The sequence below is a fragment of the Roseibium sp. SCP14 genome, assembly GCF_040329475.1.
In the GTDB taxonomy this organism is placed as follows: domain Bacteria; phylum Pseudomonadota; class Alphaproteobacteria; order Rhizobiales; family Stappiaceae; genus Roseibium.
This window is the reverse complement of sequence record NZ_JBDZYH010000001.1, coordinates 616,647-639,965: the sequence shown is the minus strand read 5'-3', so window position 1 is coordinate 639,965 and position 23,319 is coordinate 616,647. Positions and strand designations below refer to the sequence as shown.

General features: G+C 56.8%; 15 protein-coding genes. 11 read left to right on the top strand and 4 right to left on the bottom strand.

Annotation, left to right across the window (positions count from 1 at the left end; translation table 11 throughout):
- The first annotated feature begins 6 nt into the window (after positions 1-6).
- From ABLQ08_RS02885 to ABLQ08_RS02875, 3 genes are all read left to right on the top strand, one after another.
- A complete protein-coding gene (locus tag ABLQ08_RS02885) occupies positions 7-1,998 on the top strand; it encodes a heme lyase CcmF/NrfE family subunit (RefSeq protein ID WP_352939338.1) in 1,992 nt (663 codons plus the stop codon).
- Positions 1,999-2,001: 3 nt separating this feature from the next.
- A complete protein-coding gene (locus ABLQ08_RS02880) occupies positions 2,002-2,487 on the top strand; it encodes a cytochrome c-type biogenesis protein (protein ID WP_352939336.1) in 486 nt (161 codons plus the stop codon).
- 208 nt (positions 2,488-2,695) lie between these two features.
- Positions 2,696-3,937: a bifunctional alpha/beta hydrolase/OsmC family protein gene (locus tag ABLQ08_RS02875; protein ID WP_352939333.1), complete on the top strand. Its 1,242-nt coding sequence runs from the start codon at positions 2,696-2,698 to the stop codon at positions 3,935-3,937.
- 24 nt (positions 3,938-3,961) lie between these two features.
- Here ABLQ08_RS02875 and ABLQ08_RS02870 read toward each other — a convergent pair whose 3' ends face one another.
- Both ABLQ08_RS02870 and ABLQ08_RS02865 read right to left on the bottom strand, forming a co-directional pair.
- Positions 3,962-5,041, bottom strand: a complete 1,080-nt coding sequence (locus ABLQ08_RS02870; protein ID WP_352939330.1) for a DUF2336 domain-containing protein — start codon at positions 5,039-5,041, stop codon at positions 3,962-3,964.
- 252 nt (positions 5,042-5,293) lie between these two features.
- Positions 5,294-6,292: a DUF2336 domain-containing protein gene (locus ABLQ08_RS02865; protein ID WP_352939327.1), complete on the bottom strand. Its 999-nt coding sequence runs from the start codon at positions 6,290-6,292 to the stop codon at positions 5,294-5,296.
- Positions 6,293-6,418: 126 nt separating this feature from the next.
- On the opposite strand from ABLQ08_RS02865, the gene ABLQ08_RS02860 reads away from it, so the two are divergent.
- The 5 genes from ABLQ08_RS02860 to ABLQ08_RS02840 all read left to right on the top strand — a co-directional run bounded on the left by ABLQ08_RS02860 (position 6,419) and on the right by ABLQ08_RS02840 (position 14,133).
- On the top strand, positions 6,419-7,069 hold the full coding sequence (locus ABLQ08_RS02860) for a glutathione S-transferase (protein WP_352939324.1): 651 nt from the start codon (positions 6,419-6,421) through the stop codon (positions 7,067-7,069).
- A gap of 270 nt (positions 7,070-7,339) precedes the next feature.
- A complete protein-coding gene (locus ABLQ08_RS02855) occupies positions 7,340-8,869 on the top strand; it encodes a Do family serine endopeptidase (RefSeq protein ID WP_352939321.1) in 1,530 nt (509 codons plus the stop codon).
- A 189-nt stretch (positions 8,870-9,058) separates the two neighbouring features.
- The gene (locus tag ABLQ08_RS02850; RefSeq protein WP_352939319.1) at positions 9,059-9,745 is read left to right on the top strand and encodes a response regulator transcription factor; all 687 of its coding nucleotides are present in this window, start codon (positions 9,059-9,061) and stop codon (positions 9,743-9,745) included.
- Positions 9,729-11,186 carry a sensor histidine kinase gene (locus ABLQ08_RS02845; RefSeq protein ID WP_352939316.1) on the top strand — a complete coding sequence of 486 codons (1,458 nt, stop codon included), beginning with the start codon at positions 9,729-9,731 and terminating at the stop codon, positions 11,184-11,186. The genes ABLQ08_RS02850 and ABLQ08_RS02845 overlap by 17 nt, the downstream gene beginning before the upstream one ends.
- Positions 11,140-14,133, top strand: coding sequence for a bifunctional [glutamine synthetase] adenylyltransferase/[glutamine synthetase]-adenylyl-L-tyrosine phosphorylase (locus tag ABLQ08_RS02840; protein WP_352939313.1), 2,994 nt, complete (start codon positions 11,140-11,142; stop codon positions 14,131-14,133). Before ABLQ08_RS02845 ends, ABLQ08_RS02840 begins: the two co-directional genes overlap by 47 nt.
- Positions 14,134-14,138: 5 nt before the next feature.
- On the opposite strand, the gene ABLQ08_RS02835 is transcribed toward ABLQ08_RS02840, so the two are convergent.
- Together ABLQ08_RS02835 and pepN are read right to left on the bottom strand one after the other, a co-directional pair.
- Positions 14,139-16,484 carry an ATP-binding protein gene (locus tag ABLQ08_RS02835; RefSeq protein WP_352939311.1) on the bottom strand — a complete coding sequence of 782 codons (2,346 nt, stop codon included), beginning with the start codon at positions 16,482-16,484 and terminating at the stop codon, positions 14,139-14,141.
- A 168-nt stretch (positions 16,485-16,652) separates the two neighbouring features.
- Positions 16,653-19,298: an aminopeptidase N gene (pepN, locus tag ABLQ08_RS02830; protein WP_352939308.1), complete on the bottom strand. Its 2,646-nt coding sequence runs from the start codon at positions 19,296-19,298 to the stop codon at positions 16,653-16,655.
- A 208-nt stretch (positions 19,299-19,506) separates the two neighbouring features.
- Here pepN and ABLQ08_RS02825 point away from each other — a divergent pair, with 208 nt between their 5' ends.
- From ABLQ08_RS02825 to ABLQ08_RS02815, 3 genes are all read left to right on the top strand, one after another.
- Positions 19,507-20,004 carry a class I SAM-dependent methyltransferase gene (locus ABLQ08_RS02825; protein WP_352939306.1) on the top strand — a complete coding sequence of 166 codons (498 nt, stop codon included), beginning with the start codon at positions 19,507-19,509 and terminating at the stop codon, positions 20,002-20,004.
- A gap of 31 nt (positions 20,005-20,035) precedes the next feature.
- Positions 20,036-21,214 (top strand): CaiB/BaiF CoA transferase family protein, encoded by a 1,179-nt coding sequence (locus ABLQ08_RS02820; RefSeq protein ID WP_352939303.1) that lies wholly within the window; start codon positions 20,036-20,038, stop codon positions 21,212-21,214.
- Positions 21,215-21,385: 171 nt separating this feature from the next.
- On the top strand, positions 21,386-23,263 hold the full coding sequence (locus ABLQ08_RS02815; RefSeq protein ID WP_352939300.1) for an adenylate/guanylate cyclase domain-containing protein: 1,878 nt from the start codon (positions 21,386-21,388) through the stop codon (positions 23,261-23,263).
- Positions 23,264-23,319: the final 56 nt, after the last annotated feature.

The window sequence follows — 23,319 nt, the reverse complement described above, 5'->3', positions numbered from 1 at the left end:
CCTCCAATGATAGTCGAATTCGGACACTACGCGCTGGTTCTGGCATTAGCCCTGACGCTTGTGCAATCAGTGCTGCCGCTCTGGGGAGCTCTTTCGGGTGACAGCCGTCTGATGGCAGTGGCTCCACCAGTATCGGTCATGCTCTTCCTGCTTGTTCTGGTCTCGTTCGTGGTTTTGACGGCCGCGTATCTGAACTCGGACTTTTCCGTCCTGAACGTTCTGGAAAACTCGCACTCCGCGAAGCCGCTGCTTTACAAGTTCACTGGTGTCTGGGGCAACCACGAAGGCTCCATGATGCTCTGGATCCTGATACTGGTGTTCTTCGGCGCATTGGTTGGCATGTTCGGACGAAACCTGCCGGCAGACCTGCGCGCCGCGACCCTGTCGGTTCAAGCCTGGGTCTCGGCGGGTTTCCTTCTGTTCCTGCTGGTAACGTCCAATCCATTTGTGCGCGTGGCAAATCCGCCGTTGGAAGGGGCAGACCTCAACCCGATCCTTCAGGATGTGGGCCTGGCGATCCATCCACCGTTGCTTTACATCGGTTATGTCGGGTTCTCGATCACCTTTTCCTTTGCCGTCGCTGCACTCATTCTGGGCAGGCTTGACGCCGCCTGGGCCCGGTGGGTTCGCCCCTGGACCCTTCTGGCCTGGAGCTTCCTGACCCTTGGCATCGCCATGGGCTCCTACTGGGCTTACTACGAACTCGGCTGGGGTGGCTGGTGGTTCTGGGATCCGGTCGAAAACGCGAGCTTCATGCCCTGGTTGGCCGGGACGGCGCTGCTGCATTCGGCGATCGTCATGGAAAAGCGCGAAGCCCTGAAGGTCTGGACGGTTCTGCTGGCGATCTTCACCTTCTCGCTGTCGCTTCTCGGAACCTTCCTCGTTCGTTCAGGCGTGCTGACCTCGGTTCACGCCTTTGCAACGGATCCTGCGCGTGGTGTGTTCATCCTCGCTCTCTTGTGCATCTTTATCGGTGGCTCGCTTTCTCTCTATGCCTGGCGGGCACCGATGTTGAAGCAGGGCGGACTTTTCGCGCCGATCAGCCGTGAAGGTGGACTGGTTCTGAACAACCTGTTCCTGACAGCGGCGACAGCTGCGGTTTTTGTCGGAACGCTCTATCCGTTGGTTCTGGATGCCGTGACAGGAGAAAAGATCTCTGTAGGCGCCCCGTTCTTCAATCTCACCTTCGGCCCGCTCATGATCCCGCTGCTGATCGCCGTTCCGTTCGGACCTGTGCTGTCCTGGAAGCGCGGCGATCTGCTTGCTGCCACCCAAAGGCTTTATGCTGCGCTCGGTCTTGCGCTGCTCATGACCCTGTTCACATTCTGGCTCTGGGGCATGGAGAAGGTGCTCGCTCCACTGGGGGTCGGACTTGCAGTCTGGGTCATGACGGGTGCTGTCGCGGAAATCTTCACGAGGGTGAAGTTCTTTGAAATCGGCCCGAAGCGCGGTTTCTCACGCCTATATGGTCTGCCCGGCTCCGCCTGGGGCACCGCGATCGCGCATTTCGGCATCGGCGTGACCGTTCTGGGCATTGTCACCGCATCCGCCTTCCAGGAAGAGCGTATCGTGACCATGCGGCCTGGAGACACAGTGGACCTTTCCGGATATGAAGTGACATTCGACGGTGCGGCACCGCGGCGCGGACCGAACTTCACCGAGGAAGTCGGACACTTTACCATCCGCCAGGCCGGCGCTTATGTGACCGAGCTTGAACCTTCAAAACGCGTCTACACAGCTCGCCAGATGCCGACGACCGAGGCCGGCATTCATACATTCGTTTTCTCGCAACTCTACCTGTCGCTGGGTGAAAGCCGTGGTGACGGCGCGGTCGATGTGCGGGTTTACTTCAAACCTCTGATCACCCTGATCTGGATAGGCAGTGTTATCATGGCATTCGGAGCGGCAGTCTCGATGGCGGACCGGCGGCTTCGGATCGGCGCGCCGAAGCCTGCTGCCAAACGCAAGGCGGTTCCGGCCGCAGCTCCCGCGGAGTAACAGATGATACGCTCATTACTGACAACGCTGGTCCTTTGTTTTGCGGTGCTTGTCTCACCGGCCAACGCCGTCACGCCGGACGAAGTTCTGGACGATCCGGCTCTTGAAGCCCGGGCGAGGGCTCTTTCGGCTGAACTGCGGTGCATGGTGTGCCAGAACCAATCGATTGACGACAGCGATGCGCCTCTCGCAAAGGATCTTCGGGTCCTGGTGCGCGAGCGTTTGGTCGCCGGTGACAGCGACAAGGAAGTGGTAGATTACCTTGTCGACCGATATGGCGAGTTCGTGTTGCTGAAGCCTCGGTTTGCCTGGCATACGATCTTCTTGTGGGCTGCTGGACCCGTCGCGCTTCTCGCTGGCTTTCTGGCGATAATCCTGGCGTTGCGCAGCCGTACGAAACGTCTTCGGCAGGCCGCGGTTCCGGGGCAGTCCAAGCTTTCCGAAGAAGAAGAGCGACGCCTTCAGGCCTTGCTTGAGGACAAGGAATAGATCCACTCGCAAGAGTCGGCCTCGACGTTTTCCGGTCGATCATCGCAAATCGGCATCACGGCTTTCACACCAAGCCGTGATTTGCACGCAAGGTCATCGTGCTTACCTCTGGCCAAGTGGTTTGAAGGCGGCAAGACTGTCACGGCAGTTCAGGTACGAGATGCTGAACTGCCGGAACTTGCCTGCGACCTGACTGGAGGGCTTGAAGATGGCGAATCGTCCACTGAAACTGGAATTTGACGGTGCCCATGGTGCCAAACTGGCTGCACGTCTCGACCTTCCCGCCGGTGAAATTCGAGCGTTTGCGTTATTTGCGCATTGTTTCACCTGCTCCAAGGACATCCCTGCTGCCCGCCATATTGCCGGAACGCTTGCAGCTGAAGGTATCGCGGTTCTCAGATTTGACTTCACTGGTCTTGGAGGCAGTGGTGGCGACTTTTCCTCAACCGGCTTTTCCTCGAACGTCGAAGACCTGAAACTGGCCGCCGATTTCCTGCGTCAGAATTACGAGGCCCCAACAATCCTGATCGGACATTCCTTGGGCGGGGCAGCGGTTCTTTCCGTTGCATCCGAAATTCCCGAAGCGCGCGCCGTCGTGACGATCGGAGCACCGGCGGATGCCGATCACGTCATTCACAACTTTAAGGGCGCTGTCGACGATATTCGTGCGCAAGGCGCCGGTGAAGTTGACCTGGCAGGCCGGACCTTCACGATCCGCAGGGAATTTCTGGACGATCTTGAAGCGCAATCCGTTCGTGACAAGGTTTCAAGGCTCGGCAAGGCACTTCTGGTCATGCATGCCCCCCTTGATGAGACGGTTGGCATTGAAAATGCCACCAACATTTTTGTCACCGCGAAGCATCCGAAAAGTTATGTGTCACTCGACAAGGCAGATCACCTGCTGAGCCGCGGTGAAGATGCCGCTTACGCCGCGCGGGTCATCACGGGTTGGGTCAGCGGTTACCTGGGCAAGCCTGACGCCGGACAGGCGACCGAGCCGAAAGACGGCGTGGAAGTCGTTGAAACGGGGCAGGGCAAGTTTCAATCGATTGTCGTCAGCGGCCAGCACCGGATGTTGGCAGACGAACCGACGGACTTTGGCGGCCTCGACAGCGGACCTTCTCCCTACGGGTACCTGTCCGCAGCGTTGGGTGCCTGCACGGTAATGACTTTGCGCATGTATGCAGATCGAAAGGGGCTGCCGGTCGAACGGATCGGTGCGCAAGTGCTCCATGGCAAGGTGCATGCGTCAGACTGCGAGGATTGTTCGGAGGATCAAAAGGCCAAAGGCGGTAGAATTGACCGGTTCGAGCGATTGATTACGCTGGATGGCGACCTTGATGCAGCAATGCGCGCGCGCATGCTTGAAATCGCCGACAAGTGTCCGGTTCACAAGACCCTGGAAGCTGGCGCTGCGGTGGTAACGCGCGAAGTGCCGGTTCAGGAATAGTGCCAGTGATGGGATTGCAGGCGGTTATGCCGCCTGCGACTGCAATGTGCTGAGCCTGATTTTCATGAAGGACAGCAGGCGCCGGGCATCCTTGTCTGAAAGAGACTTGTAGTTATCGATCCAGTTTTCGACCGTCGATTGCGGCTGCTTGTTGTGCATTGCGCGAGCCCGGCAAAGCGAAGCGTAGTCATTGTTTTCAACGCCCATTGCCCGGCAAAGGACGGCAATTCCGGTCGCGTCGTAACGGACCATGACATTGGTCACATACTTCTGCTCCAGGCCTGCCATTTCAGCGAGCAGGAAGCAGATGTCGAATAGGTTGTTCGACAGGGACAGCTTCGTAATGGCCTTGCTGAGCGAACGTTGCCCGGCACGGATCTCCTTCAAAGTTGCCTTGGCGTTTATCCGCGTTGCCTTTCGCTCCAGTTTCGAACTGGCCACAACCTTGCTTGCTTCATGGAAGAGATCGCGAACAAGCGCTTCGTTGTCCGCGCGCATCTGACGAACTTTTGCCTGCTGCTGGGCAGGCATCTGGCTGATCAGTTTTTCGTATTCGTCTTCGGTAATATCTGAACGTTCCATCAAGGCGTCGCGAATTTTGTCGTCGCGCTCGGCCAGCTTGATGAGAAGCCTGGAGCCCCAGTCGGAAAATTCCGCGCCCGAGTTTGCTGCAACCGATCGTTTGACCGGACTTTCGCCGCGTTCCAGCAGGACATCGGTGACTTTCGCCTCAAGGTGTTCACGCTTGGAGATCGCCAGCAGATGACCCTGGCCCATCGTCTTGGCCAGTTGCAGGATATCTTCGCTCTTTAGTGCGTTGGACGAAGTCAGCATCGGCCGCGCAATGTCGATTTCCTCGCGAGCGAGGGTAGAGGCCACCTTGTGCGATGTACTGTCAATCGGTGCGAGTTGCTCCGAGACCTCTTTTTTCTGTTCCGGTTCCATTGTGGGGAGCATGCTCTCCAGCACGGTGTTGAACAGAGTGATTTCTTCTGTCTGATAACTATCCGCCCCGGTCACGAACAGGTCGGTGACATGCTCAACCAGCTGGTGACGCTTTTCCGGGGTGCTCTCTTTGGCAAGACTAAGAAGGTCGTCGATCATCTAGGGTCATCCGTTTTTCCAACGTCATGATTACCCCATAGACAGTTTACAAGTGGATAAAACGCAGTCAAAAATTCAGTCTAATCTGGTTTTTATCCGTATTACTGACAATTTTAGTCAAAAGATGTTTTGGTCAATTGTCGAATGAGCTCGATCAATTGACAGAAATTATTGCAATGCGAAAAAAGTGATATCTTCTGCCCAGGTTTTCGTAGAGTTTATCTGTTCAGACGCCTTTTCCGGCACGAGGTGTCAGGCGGCTTGTTCCTGTTTGGCAGAGTGAAGTTTTGCCTTCATGAGCGCCAGAAGACGTCGCGCGTCGGTTTCGTCCAGCATGTGATAGTTGGTCAGCCATTTGCTGCCTGTGCTTTCGGGAAACTTCAGATGCTTGCAGCGTTCCTTGCAAATTGCCTGGAACTCCATGGCTTCGATCCCGGTCGCGCGGCAAACCGTTGCAATACCGGTGGCATCGAAACGAACCATCAGGTTATGGACGTATTTGCTCTCAAGGCCCGAGAAAAATGCAAGCAGGGCGACAGCGTCCAGAAGATTGTGCTCCAGGGCCAGATGGTAGATGGCTTTGTTCAAGGTTGTCTTGCCAAGGCGGATGCCCATCAGCCAGGCTTTTGGACTGATTTTTGACGGGCGTCTGACAAGCTCCGCTCCGGTTGCGATCTCACCATCTTCACGGAATAGATCTTCCAGCAACTCTTCATTGGACTTGCGCAGATGCCGGATACGGTCACCGAGTTGCTTGGGCATGTCTTTGACGAGCGTCTCAAACTCCTGCAATTCGATATCAGCGCCAAGATTGGCGGCAAGAGTGTGTTTGACTTCTTTTCCGCCTCGCTTGATCAGGATTTCAGTGACATTCTTGCTGACGTGGTCACGCTTGGCCATCGCCAGCAGGTGTCCCTGGCTTTCCGTCTGCGCTATCTTGACGAGATTGGCGTTCGTCAGGGAATGGGAGCGTTCCAGAACCGGCTGGGCAATCGGCAATTCGTCGCTTGCCATCGCGGCTGCCAGCTTGGAGGAGGTTGCTTGCACTTCCGCAAGTCGTTCGGACATTTGCTGGCGTGCATCTTTTTCAAGAGAACCATACACGCCTTCAAGCATGTTGTTCAGAAGATGAGTTTCCTCGGAGCCTGAGTCTTCACCTCTGGCAACAAGCAGGCCGGTGACATGTTCAGCCAGCTCATGTTTCTTTTCTGAAGTTGATTCCTTGGCGAGTTGAAGTAGTGCGTCAGTCATGGTGATACCTTATCACCGGAAGTCTCCCCGAATTTTCTTTACAACCAATGAAAATGAGTGCGGGAAATGTTGTGAAGCGACCGATAATTAGTTGACCCAAGGGCATCTTTACGCCATGGGTCGCACATGAGCGCTTTACCGATCCTCTATTCCTTTCGCCGCTGCCCGTATGCCATCCGGGCACGTTTGGCGATCGCTTCCAGCAGGCAGAAGGTGGAGCTGCGTGAAGTCGTTCTGAGAGACAAGGCGGCTGAATTCCTAAAGACGTCGCCATCGGCGACGGTCCCCTGCCTCAAGCTGGTGGACAACGTTCTCGATGAAAGTCTCGATGTCATGCTCTGGGCGTTGAATGCTGCCGATCCGGAGGACTGGCTGATTCCGGAAACCGGCAATCTGGAAACGATGCTCGACCTTGTCGAAGATTGCGATGGTTCTTTCAAGCGGCACCTTGATCGCTACAAGTATCACACCCGTTATGAGGGGGCTGATCGGGAACAGGAGCGTTCTGCCGCAGCCACATTCCTCTGGCAACTTGATCGTCTGCTGGAAGGGCAGCCGTGGCTCTTTGGGCAGCGTGCGTCTCTCGCCGACTTTGCGATCCTGCCCTTTGTTCGTCAGTTTGCGAATGCCGATCGAGAGTGGTTTGACGGCGAGACTTGGGGCAACTTGAAAAACTGGCTGGTTGCTTTCGAAACCTCTGTCCGCTTCCAGTCCGTGATGCCGAAATGGGAAAAGTGGCAGGACGGCAGTCATCCCGTGTTCTTTCCGGCCGACTGAGCCCGATTCCGTCGCATTTCCAATGTCGGCAATTCGCTTAACTCTGCCCAGTTGAGGAGCAGGGTTCAGCTTTGTTTAGGCAACTCGATCGTTCGAGAAACGACATTTGTTGAAAAGACAATGGCAAAAAGGCCAAACCTTACAAAATCGTAATGCCACCGACAGGCGCTCGTAAGGCGGGCGTACCTATTTTCCTCCTTGAGCCTGGAACGCGAATCCCCGTGCGCGTTCAAGAAACGGCCGCAACGAATTTTGATAGAGGAAGAAAATATGGAAAACCGTCGGACAGTCTCTCCTTTGCGGTCCCGCCGTGCCAAATTGCTGGCAGGAGTTGTCGCGCTCGGCACAGCAGGTCTTTTGACCGCGCAAACAGTCGTTCCGGGCCAGTTGGCCCAGGCCGAACCCGTCCGCGTCGATGCAGCAGCGCCGTCGGATTTCTCTGACGTTGTGCGCACCGTCAGCCCGGCTGTCGTGAGCGTTCAGGTCAAGCAGGCCGCCGAACCGCGCATGATGAACTTCCAGGGTGGTGACAATTTCCAGGAATTCTTCAAAGGTCTTCCGGAAGGCAACCCGCTGGAGCGGTTCTTCCGTGACTTTGAAGGCCGGGGCGGTGAGCAGGGACAGGACCAGCGCCGTATGCCGCGTCAATATGGTCTGTCGCAAGGATCCGGGTTCTTCATTTCCAAGGATGGTTACGTCGTAACCAATCATCATGTGATTGATCGTGGCACTGAGTTCACTGTTATCGATCAGAACGGCGATGAATATGACGCGACCCTGATTGGAGCAGATCAGCGGACCGATCTTGCTCTGCTGAAAGTGGATGCCGGTGAGGACTTCACATACGTGGATTTTGCCAAGGAAGCACCGCAGGTAGGCGAATGGACGGTTGCGATCGGTAACCCGTTCGGCCTCGGCGGCTCGGTAACAGCAGGCATCGTGTCCGCTCGCGGGCGCGATATCGGAGCTGGCCCCTACGACGATTTCATTCAGATTGACGCTCCGGTCAATCGTGGCAACTCCGGCGGCCCCGCCTTCAACATGAAGGGTGAAGTGATTGGTGTGAATGCAGCGATCTTCTCGCCGTCCGGTGGCAATGTCGGTATTGCGTTCGCAATTCCGGCTTCGACCGCGCAAGATGTCATCATGGAGCTGAAGGACGACGGAACAGTTGTTCGCGGCTGGTTAGGCGTTCAGATCCAGAACGTCACCGATGACATCGCGGAAAGCCTTGGCCTTGGTGAGGCCCGCGGCGCACTTGTCGCGGAAGCGCAGGAAAACAGCCCGGCACAGAAGGCTGGCCTGCGCTCGGGCGACACCATTCTGGCTGTCGATGGCACCAGCGTGGAAGGTCCGCGTGAGCTGTCCAAGATAGTTGCCGCCTATGATCCGGATACGTCGGTGGACATCACCATCTGGCGTGACGGTGAGGAGCAGGACGTCAGCGTGACGCTCGGCCGTCTGCAGGAGCAGGAAAAGGTCGCCGAGGTTCAGCCCCAGGTCGAGGAAGGCAAGACCAGTCTTGATGACCTTGGTCTCGTCGTAACCACCAAGGCAAAAGCGGGTCTGGAAGGTGAGGGCGTTGTTATCACCGAAATCGACCCAGATGGTCCGGCTGCCGAAAAGCGCCTGAGCACTGGTGATGTGATCCTCGAGATCGCCGGAATGAAGGTCAATGACCCGGCGGATGTAATGAAAGCGCTCGACAAGGCTGAAAAGGATGGCCGCAAGGCGGTTCTGATGCGGATCGAGAGCAACAACAACACACGGTTCGTGGCGTTGCCCATGAACCTGGCCTGATCAGGAACCGGTTCAGCAAGAGCTGGAACCTGAGCGACAAGACCGGCTTGCCCTCTGCCCCCAACCCCGACGGGCCGGTCTTGTCCCAGGGTTTTGGAGATGAACCCTGATGGTCTGGCGGCGGCGCCTCACATCCATCGCCGCCGTCAGCCATTTTCTTTTGGAGCAACTCAAGGTAAAAAGGATGTCATGTTGCGAATTCTAGTTATCGAAGACGACCCTGAGGCGGCGAGCTATCTCGTCAAGGGGTTAAGTGAATTCGGTCACACGGCCGACCACGCTGCAGACGGTCAGACCGGATTGCAGATGGCGCTTGACAGCAACTACGACATCCTGATCGTGGATCGCATGCTGCCGAAAATGGATGGACTGTCCATCATTCAGGAGCTGCGAAGGGACGGCAATCACACGCCCGTCCTCATCCTCTCCGCACTCGGCCAGGTGGACGATCGCGTCAAGGGCCTCAAGGCGGGTGGTGATGATTATCTGCCGAAACCCTTTGCCTTCACGGAATTGCAGGCACGTGTGGAAGCCCTTGCGAGACGGCCGCAATCCGCCAATCAGGTTGAGACCACTTATCAGGTCGGTGATCTGACGCTTGATCGCATGGCGCATTCCTGCCGCCGTGGGGAAACCGATATTCCACTGCAACCGCGCGAATTCCGTCTGCTTGAATATCTCATGCAGCATGCCGGTCAGGTTGTGACCCGCACCATGCTGCTGGAGAATGTATGGGAGTATCACTTCGATCCGCAGACGAACGTGATCGATGTTCACATTTCGCGCCTGCGCGGCAAGATCGACAAGGGCTTCGATACACCGCTGCTGCACACCATCCGAGGTGCCGGATACACGATCCGTGACGCGGCTCACTAGGTTTACAAGAACGACAGCATTCAAGCTGTCATTGCTTTACATCGCCGTTTTTACGGTGATGTCCGGCGTTCTGTTGGTCTATGTTTCGGAGAATACCGATCATCTGATGTCCGAGCAGGTGGTTCAGGCCGTAGACGCCGAACTCAAAGGCCTGTCGGATGTTTATGTCCGCGGAGGTGTCCGGGACCTTGTCCAGACGATCGACAGCCGCTCAAGACACCCGGACGCCAGTCTCTATCTCCTCACCGATTTTTCCGGTAATGCGCTTGTCGGCAACATCGCCCGGCTGCCGACCGTCGTACTTGAAGAAGCCGATGGCGGCCTGCGAAGGGTCCGATACACCCGTCTCGGCCAGGATACCGAAGACATAGAGCGTCAGGCCATGGTGCGCACGTTCGAACTGCGTGGCGGCTTCCGCCTGCTCGTCGGCAGGGACCTTGGAGAGCAGCTGCATTTCGCCAATCTCTTGGGCAACGCTCTTCGCTTGTGGCTTGTTGTCGTTGTTGTGATGGCGGCAATTACCTGGCTGTTCGTCAGCCGCCGGGTCATGAAGCGCATCGACGATATATCGGCAACGAGCCGGATGATCATGAATGGCGACCTGTCGGAACGTCTGACCATTGCCGGCAATAATGACGAGTTCGATCGGCTGGCGGTCAATCTGAACGCCATGCTGGACCGGATCGAGTTGCTGATGCAGTCGATGAAGGACGTCACCGACAACATTGCCCATGACCTGAAGACCCCTTTGACTCGATTGCAAACCCGCATCGAGATCGCACTCAGGGAAGCAAAGGGGGAGGAAGGCTATCGCGGCGCTCTGGAGGCGACACTCGATGAAACCGATCAACTGTTGCGCATTTTCAATGCCTTGCTGAGGATTGCACGAATCGAGTCCATGGCGCCGGGATCCGTCATGGAACCTTCCGACATGAACAAGTTGATCGCCCAGGTCGCTGAACTTTATGAACCTCTGGTCGAGGACGAAGGTGGAACGCTGGAAATTGACGTTCCGCCGGATCTTCATGCCGACTGCAACAGGGACCTGATCAGTCAGGTGATGGTCAATCTCATCGAGAATGCCTTGAAATATGGCCGCCCGGAAACCGGTGCCTTGCGAATCCGTCTCGGAGGCAAGGAGGACGATGGCCGTGTGATCCTGTTTGTTTCAGACAATGGCCCGGGAATTCCGGAAGAAGACCAGGCCCGGGTGAAAGACCGCTTCGTTCGCCTGGAAGAAAGTCGTTCCGAACCGGGGACAGGTTTGGGATTGAGCCTGGTCAAGGCAGTTGCGAGCTTGCATGGAGGAGACTTGCGCTTCAAAAATGAAGATCCGGGACTTTGTGCCTGGATTGATCTGGCGCCGGTGAAACCGGCAAGCAGCGGGAGCGGGAATGCAGAAGCCGGCACAGGGCATAAAGAAGAACCGAACAGGGAGTGACGGTGCGACAGGAGCACTGGTCGACCGGATTGCAGTTGTGCCGACAACACCTGAGCCCGAAAGGGCAGGGCTTTTCCTAAAAGATCTGACTGGGCACCCGGAGGCCGGGGCCGCGCTTGGTGACCTTATCGAGACCAAGAAAAACCTCAAAGGTTTCCTGAGCGGCATTATTGGAAACTCGCCGTATCTGCGTGACCTGATGCTTGCGGATCCGCCTCGATTGTTGAGCCTGCTGAGCGAAGCGCCGGAAACGCGTATCAACCGCATCCTTGCCGAAGCTCCCGTTTCCTGGACGGACGATGAGGCCGGGACAATGCGCGCGCTCAGGCTCCTCAAGCAGGACCTTGCGTTGACCTTGGGGCTGGCCGATATTTCCGGTGCGATTGATCTGGACATGGTGACAGGTTCGCTGGCCGGGTTTGCCGATGCCGCGCTTACTGCCGCCATTCGCTTTTGTCTCAGCGATCTGCGGCGTAGAAACAAGTTCACACCGCATGATCTGGAAAAACCTGAACTCGACAGCGGTCTGATTGTGCTGGCCATGGGCAAACATGGCGCGAATGAGCTGAACTATTCGTCCGATATCGACCTGATTGTTCTCTACGACCCGGCGAAAGCACCAATGGCAGGAGGCGCCGAGGCACCGGTGGAATTTGTTCGCCTGACCCGGCGGCTGGTCAAGATCATGCAAGACAGAACGGCTGAGGGATACGTTTTCCGCACGGATCTGCGCCTCCGCCCGGACCCGGGGGCCACACCGTTGGCAATGTCCTTGCCGGCTGCGCTGGTCTACTATGAATCTCTCGGTCAGAACTGGGAGCGGGCCGCATTGATCAAAGCGCGCCCCTGTGCTGGCGACATGGAGGCAGGCAACGCATTCCTGCACGAAATTGCTCCCTTCATCTGGCGCAAATACCTGGACTTTGCGGCTATCGCGGACGTGCAGTCGATCAAGCGGCAGATCCACATGCACAAAGGCCACAGCGCAATTGCCGTTGCCGGACACAACGTCAAGCTTGGGCGCGGCGGTATCCGAGAAGTGGAATTCTTTGTCCAGACACAGCAGCTTATCGCCGGAGGTCGAAACCCTGCTCTCAGGGGGCGCCGCACACTGGAGATGCTGGAAGCGCTATGCCAGGCTGACTGGATACGCCAGCAGGCAGTGGACGAAATGAGAGAGGCTTACCGCTTTCTGCGAGACGTTGAACATCGTATCCAGATGCTCAACGACGAACAGACACAGCTTCTGCCGAAGGACCAAGAGGGATTGATGCGCATCGCCGCATTGATGGGATTTGAAAGCCTCGCAGCGTTCGAAAGCGAGTTTCTGGGACATCTGAGAAAAGTCCAGCATCACTATGCAGAACTGTTCGAGGATGAGCCGGCTCTGTCCTCCGAACTAGGAAATCTCGTCTTCACTGGTGACGATCATGATCCCGGTACGCTGGAAACGCTTGCAGGACTGGGGTTCAAGCAACCGGCGGAAGCCGCGAGCATCGTGAAGGCCTGGCATTTCGGGCGTTATCCATGCACCCGTTCAACCAAGGCCCGTGAACGTCTCACCGAGATGCATCCGGCTCTGATTGGTGCACTGGCCGCGACCGATAATGCGGATGCCGCGCTTCTTGCATTTGACAGCTTTATGTCGAAATTGCCGGCGGGCGTGCAGCTCTTTGCTTTGCTGAGGTCCAATCCTCAATTGCTGACCTTGCTCGCAACGACCATGGGTGCAGCGCCAAGGATGGCTGAAACCGTCTCCAAGAGGGTGCATGTTCTGGATGCGGTATTGGATCCGGCCTTCTTCGGGGCGATGCCGAGCGTGGAGGAATTTCGGGCAGGACTGGATCGGACGCTGGCGCAGGCCCGGTTCTACGAAGAGGCGCTGGACAGGGCGCGCATTTTTGCGCAGGAGCAGCAGTTTCTTATCGGCTTGCGGTTGATTTCAGACACATTGACGGCGGACCGCGTTGGCTTTGCACTGGCGCGCTTGGCCGAAGTCGTCGTTGGTCGTCTTTTGACCCAGGTAATCTCTCATGTCGGCGAAGCCCACGGTGTCGTGCCGGGGGGCAATGTCGCGGTCGTGGCCATGGGCAAACTCGGTGGACGGGAAATGACCGCTTCGTCGGATCTGGACTTGATCCTGCTCTATGAAGCTCCAGAAGATGCCAAACAATCTGATGGCAAACGGCCGCTGGCGATATCGCAATATTACATCCGTCTGACTCAGCGACTTGTGACAGCGCTCTCCGCGCCAACCGCGGAAGGCTCGCTTTATGAGGTGGATTTCCGCTTGCGTCCGTCGGGCAATGCGGGGCCTCTGGCAACCAATCTCGACGGTTTCATCTCCTACCAGAAGAAGGATGCCTGGACCTGGGAACACATGGCCCTGACGCGCGCAAGGGTGATTGCATCGACAACACCCGAGTTCGCAGAAAAGATCTCAGAGAACGTACAGGAAACTCTGACGCAACTTCGCGACAAGTCGAAACTGGCTGATGAAGTCCGCGCCATGCGGGCGCGGATCGAAAAGGAGAAGGGCACCAAAGACATCTGGGACCTGAAACAGGTCGCAGGCGGTCTGGTGGATATCGAATTCCTCGCACAGTTCCTGCAGCTGGTGCACGCAAGCGAGAACCCGTCTGTCCTGGCCCAGGGGACGGAACAGGCCCTGGAGCACCTCCGGGATGCGTCGTGCCTGGATCTCGGAGATGCCGAGTTGCTCCTGGAGGCGCTGCGCCTTTACCAGCGTCTCACGCAGGTGCTGCGGCTCGCCTTGTCTGGAAAATTCAATCCGGCTGAGGCTCCGGGCGGGGTGCTGGACCTGCTTGTCCAGGCGTCCGGAAGTCCGACGTTCAAGCATCTCGAAACCGAGCTTGTGGAGCTTCAGGCAAAAGTGCGTGCAACGTTCGTTCGGCTTGTGGGTGAGGTGGAGGCGGTCGAAGGCTGAACGTGTTAGACGTTCTGATTCTCGTCCGCCAGGGGCAGTGTGAAGCTGACCGTCGTGCCTTTCTTGACCTCGGACTCGATATTCAGCTTGCCGCCGTGCAGTTCGACCAGGGAGCGCGCGATGGCGAGACCGAGACCCGAACCCTGGTGGGTCTTGGTGAACTGGTTCTCAACCTGGACAAAGGGCTGGGCGAGGCGTTCGATGTCACGTTCCGAAATGCCGATGCCCGTATCGGTGACTTCGAAGCGCAACCTGTCGCCGCGTGGGCGTGCCTTCAAGGCCACCGTGCCGTTGTCCGGGGTGAACTTCACCGCATTGGCGAGCAGGTTGAGCAGGATCTGTTTCAGTGCACGCTTGTCGGCATGAACGTGGACGTCTTCGCCGACATCGGCCGTGACCGTAATGTTCTTCTCTGTGGCGGCCCCAGTGACGATGCGACCCGCATCGGCTGCAGATTCCGCCGCATTGACGATTTCTGTTTCGATCGACATGCGGCCTGCTTCGATCTTGGACATATCGAGAATGTCGTTGATGACATTGAGCAGGTAGGTGCCTGAGGAATAAATGTCCTTGCAGTAGTCAGAATAGCGGTCAGTGCCGATCGGGCCGAACATCTCCTGGGTCATGATGTCGGAGAAGCCGATGATCGCATTCAAGGGAGTTCTCAGCTCGTGGGAAATATTGGCCAGGAATTCGGACTTTGCCTTGTTAGCGGCTTCCGCGTTGGTCTTTTCTTCCTGATACTTGTCCGCCAGATCGACCAGCTGCCGTGCCTGGACTTCGAGTGTTTTGCGAGACTTTTGCAGATCGGTGACTGTTGCCTTCAAACGCTTTTCCGACTCCATCAGCTTTTCTTCGTGCTTCTTCAGCGCCGTGATATCGGTGCCAACGGACACGAAACCGCCGTCCTTGGTGCGGCGCTCCGAGATCTGCAGCCAGCGACCGTCCTCAAGTTGAGCTTCATAGGACCCTTCAGGTGCCCCGCCGCGCTGCGTGACGGTTACCGGTTGTGGCGCAACCTCGGAATTGGAAGCGGCCGCCATGACGTCCTTGTATGGCGTGCCGGATTTGATTGCGGAATTCGGCAGATTGTGAAGGGACTGGTAGTTCGAATTGCAGATCACCAGCTCATTCCTGGCGTTCCACAGAACAAAAGCCTCGGAAATCGTTTCAATGGCGTCACGCAGGCGCAGGTCTGCCATCCGGCTTTGCTCGGCCAGTTGGTGCTGTTCGGTGATGTCGATGCAAATGCCGATCAGGTGCGGTTCTGCGCGTCCCGGCTCAGACTGAATTTCACCCCGGGCACGCAACCAGATCCAGCTGCCATCGGCGTGACGCATGCGAAAGGTTTCATCAACGAGCGTCTCGCCGCTCTCCAGTAGATGCTCGGCCAGGCCCAGAAGATCGATGTCATCCGGATGGGTGATGTCGGAAACGTCGGCGAAGCTCAGGATGTCGTCCTTTGGTTCCCGTCCCAGCAATTCGTAAAGGGATGAGGACCAGAACATCCGGCCACGGGAAAGATCCCAGTCGAACAATCCGCAGCGACCATGGGTCAGGGCGGTATCGATGCGGGCCCGTGTTGCGGCATACATGTCATCAGCATGCTCAGCTCGTGTAGCCTGGCTGAAGAAACCGTAGACCACCGCCAGAAGGACCAGGGAAGTCCCGACGAAAAGGGTGACATTGGCTGAAAGATCGTCGCGCCAGTTGGAGTAGATCGCGCTTTCAGGTTGCAGCACGGCAACCATGCCCAGTTGTCCGTCAAGATGATGCACGGTTGCCAGAACCTGTTCTTCGCCATCAATGCTGCCAAGGTCGACAGGGACGGAGAGCACGCCGGCCCGCGCGCCAAAAACGGTCAGGGGTTGGGAGGGGGCGAGCAGATCGCTGATCGGGCGCCTTTCCAGGGTTGGGTGGGCCGGTGCGGAGGCGACGATGGTGCCAAATTGATCTGCGACGAGGAATATGCGGGATTTGCTCGTTGCTCCAGGAGGGAGGCTGTCTGCCAGCAGGCGCTTGAGCGTCGTTTGATAGCCACGTTCGGGTAGGGCTTCTTCCTCTGCGTTCAGCCTGGTAGCGACCACAGTTGCCATCAGGCTAAGTGTCGTCTGTGCAGTTTTGCGGGTTTCGGAATACTCGGAAGCCAGGTCGCCTGTGCGGAACACCGCCAGAATTAGAATGAACAGGATGGCCAGGACAGGAATGATGCGCCGCATGAGGCTGTCGGACCGCAAGAAGCTGTCTCGAAAGGCACCAAGACCGGCATATAACGACGAGCTGAAGTTGCCCGCGCTTTTTTTCTGAATCGACTCCTTGTCGCCGCGCCGCGTGGAAGCGTCGCCAGCCATTGCTCGCGCCATAGGAAGTGTGCCTCAAAATCCGCCTGTCGGAGCTTGCTCCGAATCACTTCCATTTGAATCAAAACGTTTGTTTTTGTCTACCCCCGCTAAAGAAGAAAATGGTTAACGTGCGCGCCGTTTTTCTGCTGACTTGTTAACCTTTTCCAGTACTTCCGACTATTGCAGGGTCCGGTCGACGATATCTCGACTGTCTCTTGATAGTTCTTCGCATGAAGAAATCCTCAAGAGAGCGGTTTCCGCGAGGGCAGATCGCTGTGGATCAAGTGCCCGCCAGGATCGGAAACTGGTCAACAGTCTGGAAGCAACCTGCGGATTGCGTTTGTCCAGTTGCAGGACAGCCTCCGCGACAAGCTCGAATCCCTGGCCGTCTGTGCGCGCAAATTGAGTGGGATTGCCTGTAGCAAAGGACTGCAGCAATGAGCGGACCCTGTTGGGGTTGCCGGCGTCATAGAGCGGATCATTCATCAGATCGCGCACTCTTTGCAGGGTCCTCGCTCCAGGCGCGGTCGCCTGTGTCATGAACCACTTGTCCATTGCAAGACTGCTCTTTTCGTGCCGGTTGCGATACATCTCAAGCGCGGCGTCCTTCTGTTCCATGTCGTCATGTACAAGGAGCGTCAGGGCGGCAAGTCGATCAGTCATGTTGTCGGCGGAAGCGAAACGTTCCCACACGATTTGTGTCGAGTCATCACGCGCTGATACTGCGTAATAATGCAGTGCCCTGTTGGAGAGTGCGCGTCTGCCGGCTGTCTCCGCATCGGGTGAATATGTTCCTCCGGGCGCCATTTCCGTCACAAAGGGCAGCATCGCAGTCGCATGCGAGCGGGAAATGGCTTCCCGGAGCATCCTTCTGGCCATCAGGATGGCATCGGGATCGACATTCTTTCCGATTTCCTGTGCGATATCCGCTTCGCTCGGAAGTGTGAGCGCCTGCGCACGAAGCGCTGCGTCGAGGGACGGATCGGAAAGCACCGAGCCGAAAACGCCGATGACATCGTCGGAAGGCGTGCTTTGCTCTCCTTGCCGGATGAGCGCGGTCAAGCGCACCAGGTCCTGCATCGCCAGGCTTTGTACCGCCTGCCAACGGTTGAAGGGGTCGTTGTCCTTGCTCGCAAGGAAGAGAAGGTCTTCGGCACTCAGGTGCTGATCAAGCCGGACGGGAGCGGAAAAGCCGCGCAGCAGTGACAGAACGGGCGCCGTTGAGATGTTATTGAACGTGACTTCCTGCCGTGCCTTGTCCAGCAGCATGACGTCGCCGGAAATTTTGGCACCGGTGTGCGCCTCATAGGCGATGTCGTCACCGTTCGGGCCGATCAGGCCGAAGCGAAGTGGAATGACCGCGGGTTTACTTGTTTTCTGCGACGGGACAGGTGGAATTTCCTGGCTCAGCGAAACGGTGAAAGTCTGTTGCACCGGGTCGTGCCTTGTCTTCACGGACACGACAGGTGTTCCTGCCTGTTCGTACCACAGGGCAAATTGACTGAGATCGGTGGCGGCAGCCTCTTCAAAGCATTTCAGGAATGCTTCAATTGTGGTGGCTTCGCCGTCATGCTGCCTGAAATAAAGATCGAGCCCGGCGTGAAACTTCTCGTCGCCCAATACCGTCTTGAGCATGCGCACGACTTCCGCACCCTTCTCGTAAACGGTCGCCGTATAGAAGTTGTTGATCTCGTGATAGACGCGCGGTCGAACCGGATGAGCAAGAGGGCCGGCGTCTTCTGGGAACTGGTGGGATTTCAGCAGTCGCACATCTGCTATGCGCTTGACCGGGCGTGACCGCATATCCGAAGAAAACTCCTGATCGCGGAAAACGGTCAGGCCTTCCTTGAGGCAGAGCTGGAACCAGTCGCGGCAGGTGATCCGGTTGCCTGTCCAGTTGTGGAAGTATTCGTGGGCGATCACGGCTTCAATATTTGCGTAGTCCTGATCCGTTGCCGTCTCGGGATCGGCCAGGACGTATTTGTCATTGAATATATTGAGGCCCTTGTTTTCCATTGCGCCCATATTGAAGTCGGAGACGGCAACGATGTTGAAAACGTCGAGGTCATATTCAAGGCCGAAAACCTCCTCGTCCCAGCGCATGGAGCGCTTGAGCGAGTCCATGGCCCAGCCGCACAGGTTCTCTTTGCCGTGCTCCACAAAGATGTTGAGTTCCACCTGCTTGCCGGAAGAAGTCACGAACTCGTCAGGAACCTGGGCAAGGTTGCCTGCCACAAGGGCAAAGAGATATGCGGGTTTGGGATGTGGATCATGCCAGACGGCATAGTGTCGATCCGTTTCAGAAACATCGCCGGCTTCGATCAAATTGCCGTTTGCGAGCAGGACCGGGCAGCTTGCCCTGAGAGCTTCAAGCCGTGTGGTATAGATCGCCAGAACGTCAGGGCGGTCGAGGAAATAGGTAATCCGCCTGAAGCCTTCCGCCTCACATTGCGTACAGAAAGTTTCCGAAGACCGATAGAGACCCATCAGCTTGGTGTTGGTGTCCGGATTGATTTCTGTCTCGATCGTCAGTTCAAACGAGGTCGCAGGTGGCTTCCGGATTTCAAGCCGGTCAGCTGTTGCTTCGAATTCGCTTTCAGGCAGTTCGATGCCATTCAGTCTTAGCACGGTCAGCTTCAGCTCGTCGCCATCCAGAACCAGAGGCGTTCCTGTTTCGGTTCCGTCCTGCCCGACAACAGTCAAGGTAGCCGTCACCTTGGTAGCTGTGGGGTCCAGAAGAATGTCCAGATGAACCTTTTCGATGCGGTATGCTGGCGGTTGATAATCTTCCAGCCGGATGGCCGGCGCCGTTTCGGAACGCATCGATGTCTCCTGAATTTGCTATGGACAAGCAGGGTTTGGCTTCTGATTACGCGTTATCATGATAGCCGAATGAGGCAAAGTCCTGTTTCAGTTTCTCGAAAAATTGCGGCAATGATGCACAGAGGTCCCCGAATTGGAGATGGGGTTTTGACCTTGGCCAGCGCTTTGTCTATGTGATGAACGCTGACAGTTACAGGGACCTTTTTGTATGAGCCGTTTGGACAGTTTTATTCGCCGCATGACTTCCCAGAAAATTTTGCTTGAATATCTGGTGGACAAGGTCAACGCCGTTGAAGGTCCGGTGCTCGAACTTGGGCTTGGAAATGGTCGTACGTACGATCATCTGCGGGAAATCTATCCAGACAAGGAAATCTTCGTTTTTGATTTTGCGATGAACTGTCACCCGAGCTGTGCTCCTGACGCAGATCACATGATCCTGGGCGACATCCGAGAGACGCTTGCCTTCTGTGGTCCGCGCGTCGGCGCAAAGGCGTCTTTCGCGCATATCGACATAGGTTCAGCAGACCCGACCAACGATCTGGCGATTGTCAACTGGCTTGCGCCCTTGGTCAATGAGCGCATGGCGGTCGGTGGTTTTGTCCTGACGGCGCTCGAGCTCGATCTGCCGAATTTCGAGACGTTGGATAAACCTGATGGCATTCATCCTGGGCGCTATCACATCTATCGCAAAGCCTCTGAAGCCTGAGGCTGGCCCCTTTGATCTGAAGGAAAAACATATGACCGCGCCACTGAAAGGCATCAAAGTTGTCGAGCTGGCCCGCATTCTTGCCGGGCCATGGGTTGGGCAGACACTGGCTGATCTCGGCGCGGATGTGATCAAGGTCGAAAGCCCGCAGGGCGATGACACCAGAGGGTGGGGACCTCCCTTCGTCAGGAATGAGGAAGGCGAAAACGAGTCCGCCGCCTATTTTCACGCCTGTAACCGGGGCAAGCGCTCCATCACAGCAGATTTTCGATCCGAAGAAGGGCAGGAAGTCGTCCGCCGGCTTGTTGCGGAAGCTGATATCCTGATCGAGAACTTCAAGGTGGGTGGTCTGAGCAAGTACGGTCTCGACTATGAAAGCCTGAAGCAAATCAATCCGAGGCTGATCTATTGCTCGGTGACGGGATTTGGCCAGGATGGTCCTTACGCACACCGGGCCGGTTACGATTTCATGATCCAGGGCATGGGTGGCATCATGGATCTGACCGGAGATCCTGAAGGCGATCCTCAAAAAATCGGCGTGGCTTTTGCAGATATCTTCACCGGGCTTTACGGCGTTATCGGCGTTCTGGCCGCCTTGCGCCGGCGGGATGCGACCGGCGAGGGAGAGTGGATCGACATGGCCCTTCTCGATGCGCAGGTCGGTGTTCTGGCCAATCAGGCACTCAACTACTTTGTTTCAGGTAACGCTCCCAAACGTCTTGGTAACGCCCATCCGAACATTGTGCCGTATCAGGTCTTCCCGGCGAAAGACGGCCATCTGATCATAGCTGTGGGCAATGACAGTCAGTATCAGCGGCTTTGCAGTGTTCTGGGATTGCCGGATCTTGCGCAGAACCCGAAGTTCAAGACCAATGCAGGCCGTGTGGCATCCCGCTCGGAGCTGATCCCCATTTTGACCGCGGAAACGGCGACGCGCATGCGAGACGATCTTCTGGCGGCGCTGGAACTGGAAGGTGTTCCCGCCGGTCCGATCAACTCCGTTGAAGATGTATTCAACGACCAGCAGGTTCGGCACCGGGGACTGAAGGTCGAGTTGCCGGCAAGCGGCGTTGACGGCGGCACGGTTGCCTCCGTTCGCACGCCCATCAAGTTTGCCAACGGCGATCTTGTTCTGGACCGCGCGGCACCGTCTCTCGGCGAGCATACTGAGGAAATCCTGCGCGAGTTGGGGCTGAAGGCTGAGAGCTGATCTTCGGCTTGCATCACAACCAAACGTATTTGCGGATACGACGGCAACTGCCCGATTGAGTATTGGGGAGTTGCCGCGGGGACGATTAACATTAAATACAGTCGACCCGCCTTAATTTGACGCCAACTCTTTGGCAGGTAATCTATTCGGAGCAACAGAGGATCACACCGGATGAAGTGGTGGAAACGCACTGGCCGGCGCATGATGCTGCCCCTGACGACAATTGTCGGGCTGGGCTTCGGCGCGTTTGTCGCCATTGCCATCGGTCTGGTGCTGGGACTGTCTGTTTCCGCAAACTTCAGCAACACCTTTTCGCTGCTCAACGACAAAACAATCTTGAGCACGCAAGCTTTGGAAACACAGCTGCGCACTCATTTCGCCTCCGTTGAAAATGCGGTTGTCGGTCTCAAGCCCTATTTCGATGACGGCACCATTGGTTTCGAGGACCCTGAGAGAACGCTTGAGGACCTGTCGATTGCGCTGAAATCGAACAGCGACATCACGACCCTTCTGGTCATTGATGCCCAGGGTCGCAGACTGGGGATCTACCGGGCGTCCAGCGGCAAGCTGTGGCGTATCGAATCCGACGCCCCACCTCCCGGTATGGATGTGCAGGAAATACCGCAGATGGCGCCTGACAGCCCGCCGACTTGGGGCGCACTGGTTCGTCATGACGTTGGTGTGTTTGCAAATGTTTCGGTGCCGCTCGTTCACGATGGACAATTCATCGGCACTTTGACTGCTGCCAGCTCGATGGAAGATCTGACGCACATCGTGTCGGCGCAGGATGAAGGTGTCGACAACACGGTGTTTATCCTGGCCGATGATGGTCAGGTGGTGATGCATTCCGATTCCGAATTGTTGCAGACCGGTGGGAACATCAAGGACAACTTGCCAAGTTCCTGGAAGACCTTGGGCGATCCCGTTCTGGCAGCAATGGACGAAGAGGAGCCGATCGAGGAATTCAGGAAAGCCGCTGAACTTGGCGTCGATGTCTCGTTTGTTGAGGCCAGTGGTGAAGAGTACGTCCTGATGAAGGCGAAAGTGGAAGGCTTCAGCGACCGTCCCTGGACCATTGGACAGTATTTTCTGAGCACCACGGTTTCCAGAGAAGTCAGGCGTCTGGCCGGGTCGATGTTTGTCGGGCTCGGCGCGCTCATTGTTTCCGTCTTGATTGCGTTCTGGCTCGGGCGCCGGGTTGCCCGGCCCTTGCGAAACCTGGCAGTCCAATCCCGCCGTGTGGGAACTCTGTCTCTCAACGAAGTCGAGCCATTGCCGCGCAGCCGAGTGGCCGAAATCGACCAGGTCGCACTGGCCTTCAACTCCATGGTTGAGGGGCTGAAAGCGATGAACACCTATGTTCCGCGGACATTGTTCATCAAGTTGATGCGCCTGGGTGGCAAGGAAGCCGCGGAGGCCAGAGAAGCAGAGCTCACCATTCTCTTTACCGACATCGTCGGATTTACTGCGCTATCCGAACATCTGAGCGCGGAGGAAACCGCTCGCCTGCTCAACGATCATTTTGCAATTCTGGTGGAAGCGGTTGAGGCCGAAGGGGGGACGGTCGACAAGTTTCTCGGTGATGGCATGCTCGCATTTTGGGGAGCACCTGACGAAAGACCGGACCACGCCCAGGCAGCGGTCAAGACTGCTCGCCGGATTGCCTCGGCCCTGCATGAAGCGAATTTGCAGGCGAAAGCTGAGGGGCGTTCGGAAATATCCTTGCGAATCGGCATTCACACCGGACCGGCAGTTGTGGGCAATGTCGGCGCACTGGATCGCTGGAACTACACGGTTGTCGGTGACACGGTGAATGCCGCCGAGCGGTTGCAGACCCTTGGCAAGGAAGCGGACGGAGAACCGGAAGTCACAATACTTGCCAGCGCGAACACGGTGGCGAAACTGCCCGGTGAGGAGCATCTCAGGCCGGTTGGGAAACACCATTTGCGCGGGCGGCGCGAGCTTATGGAAGTGTTCTGGCTGGAGCCGTTTCCTGACAACAAACCACTGGACACCGCCGACGACGTCCCGGTGTCTGCAGCAGAATAACCTCGATTTCTTGCTGCATTCCGATGCGAATAGGGAATTTTTGAAGATGTGATATA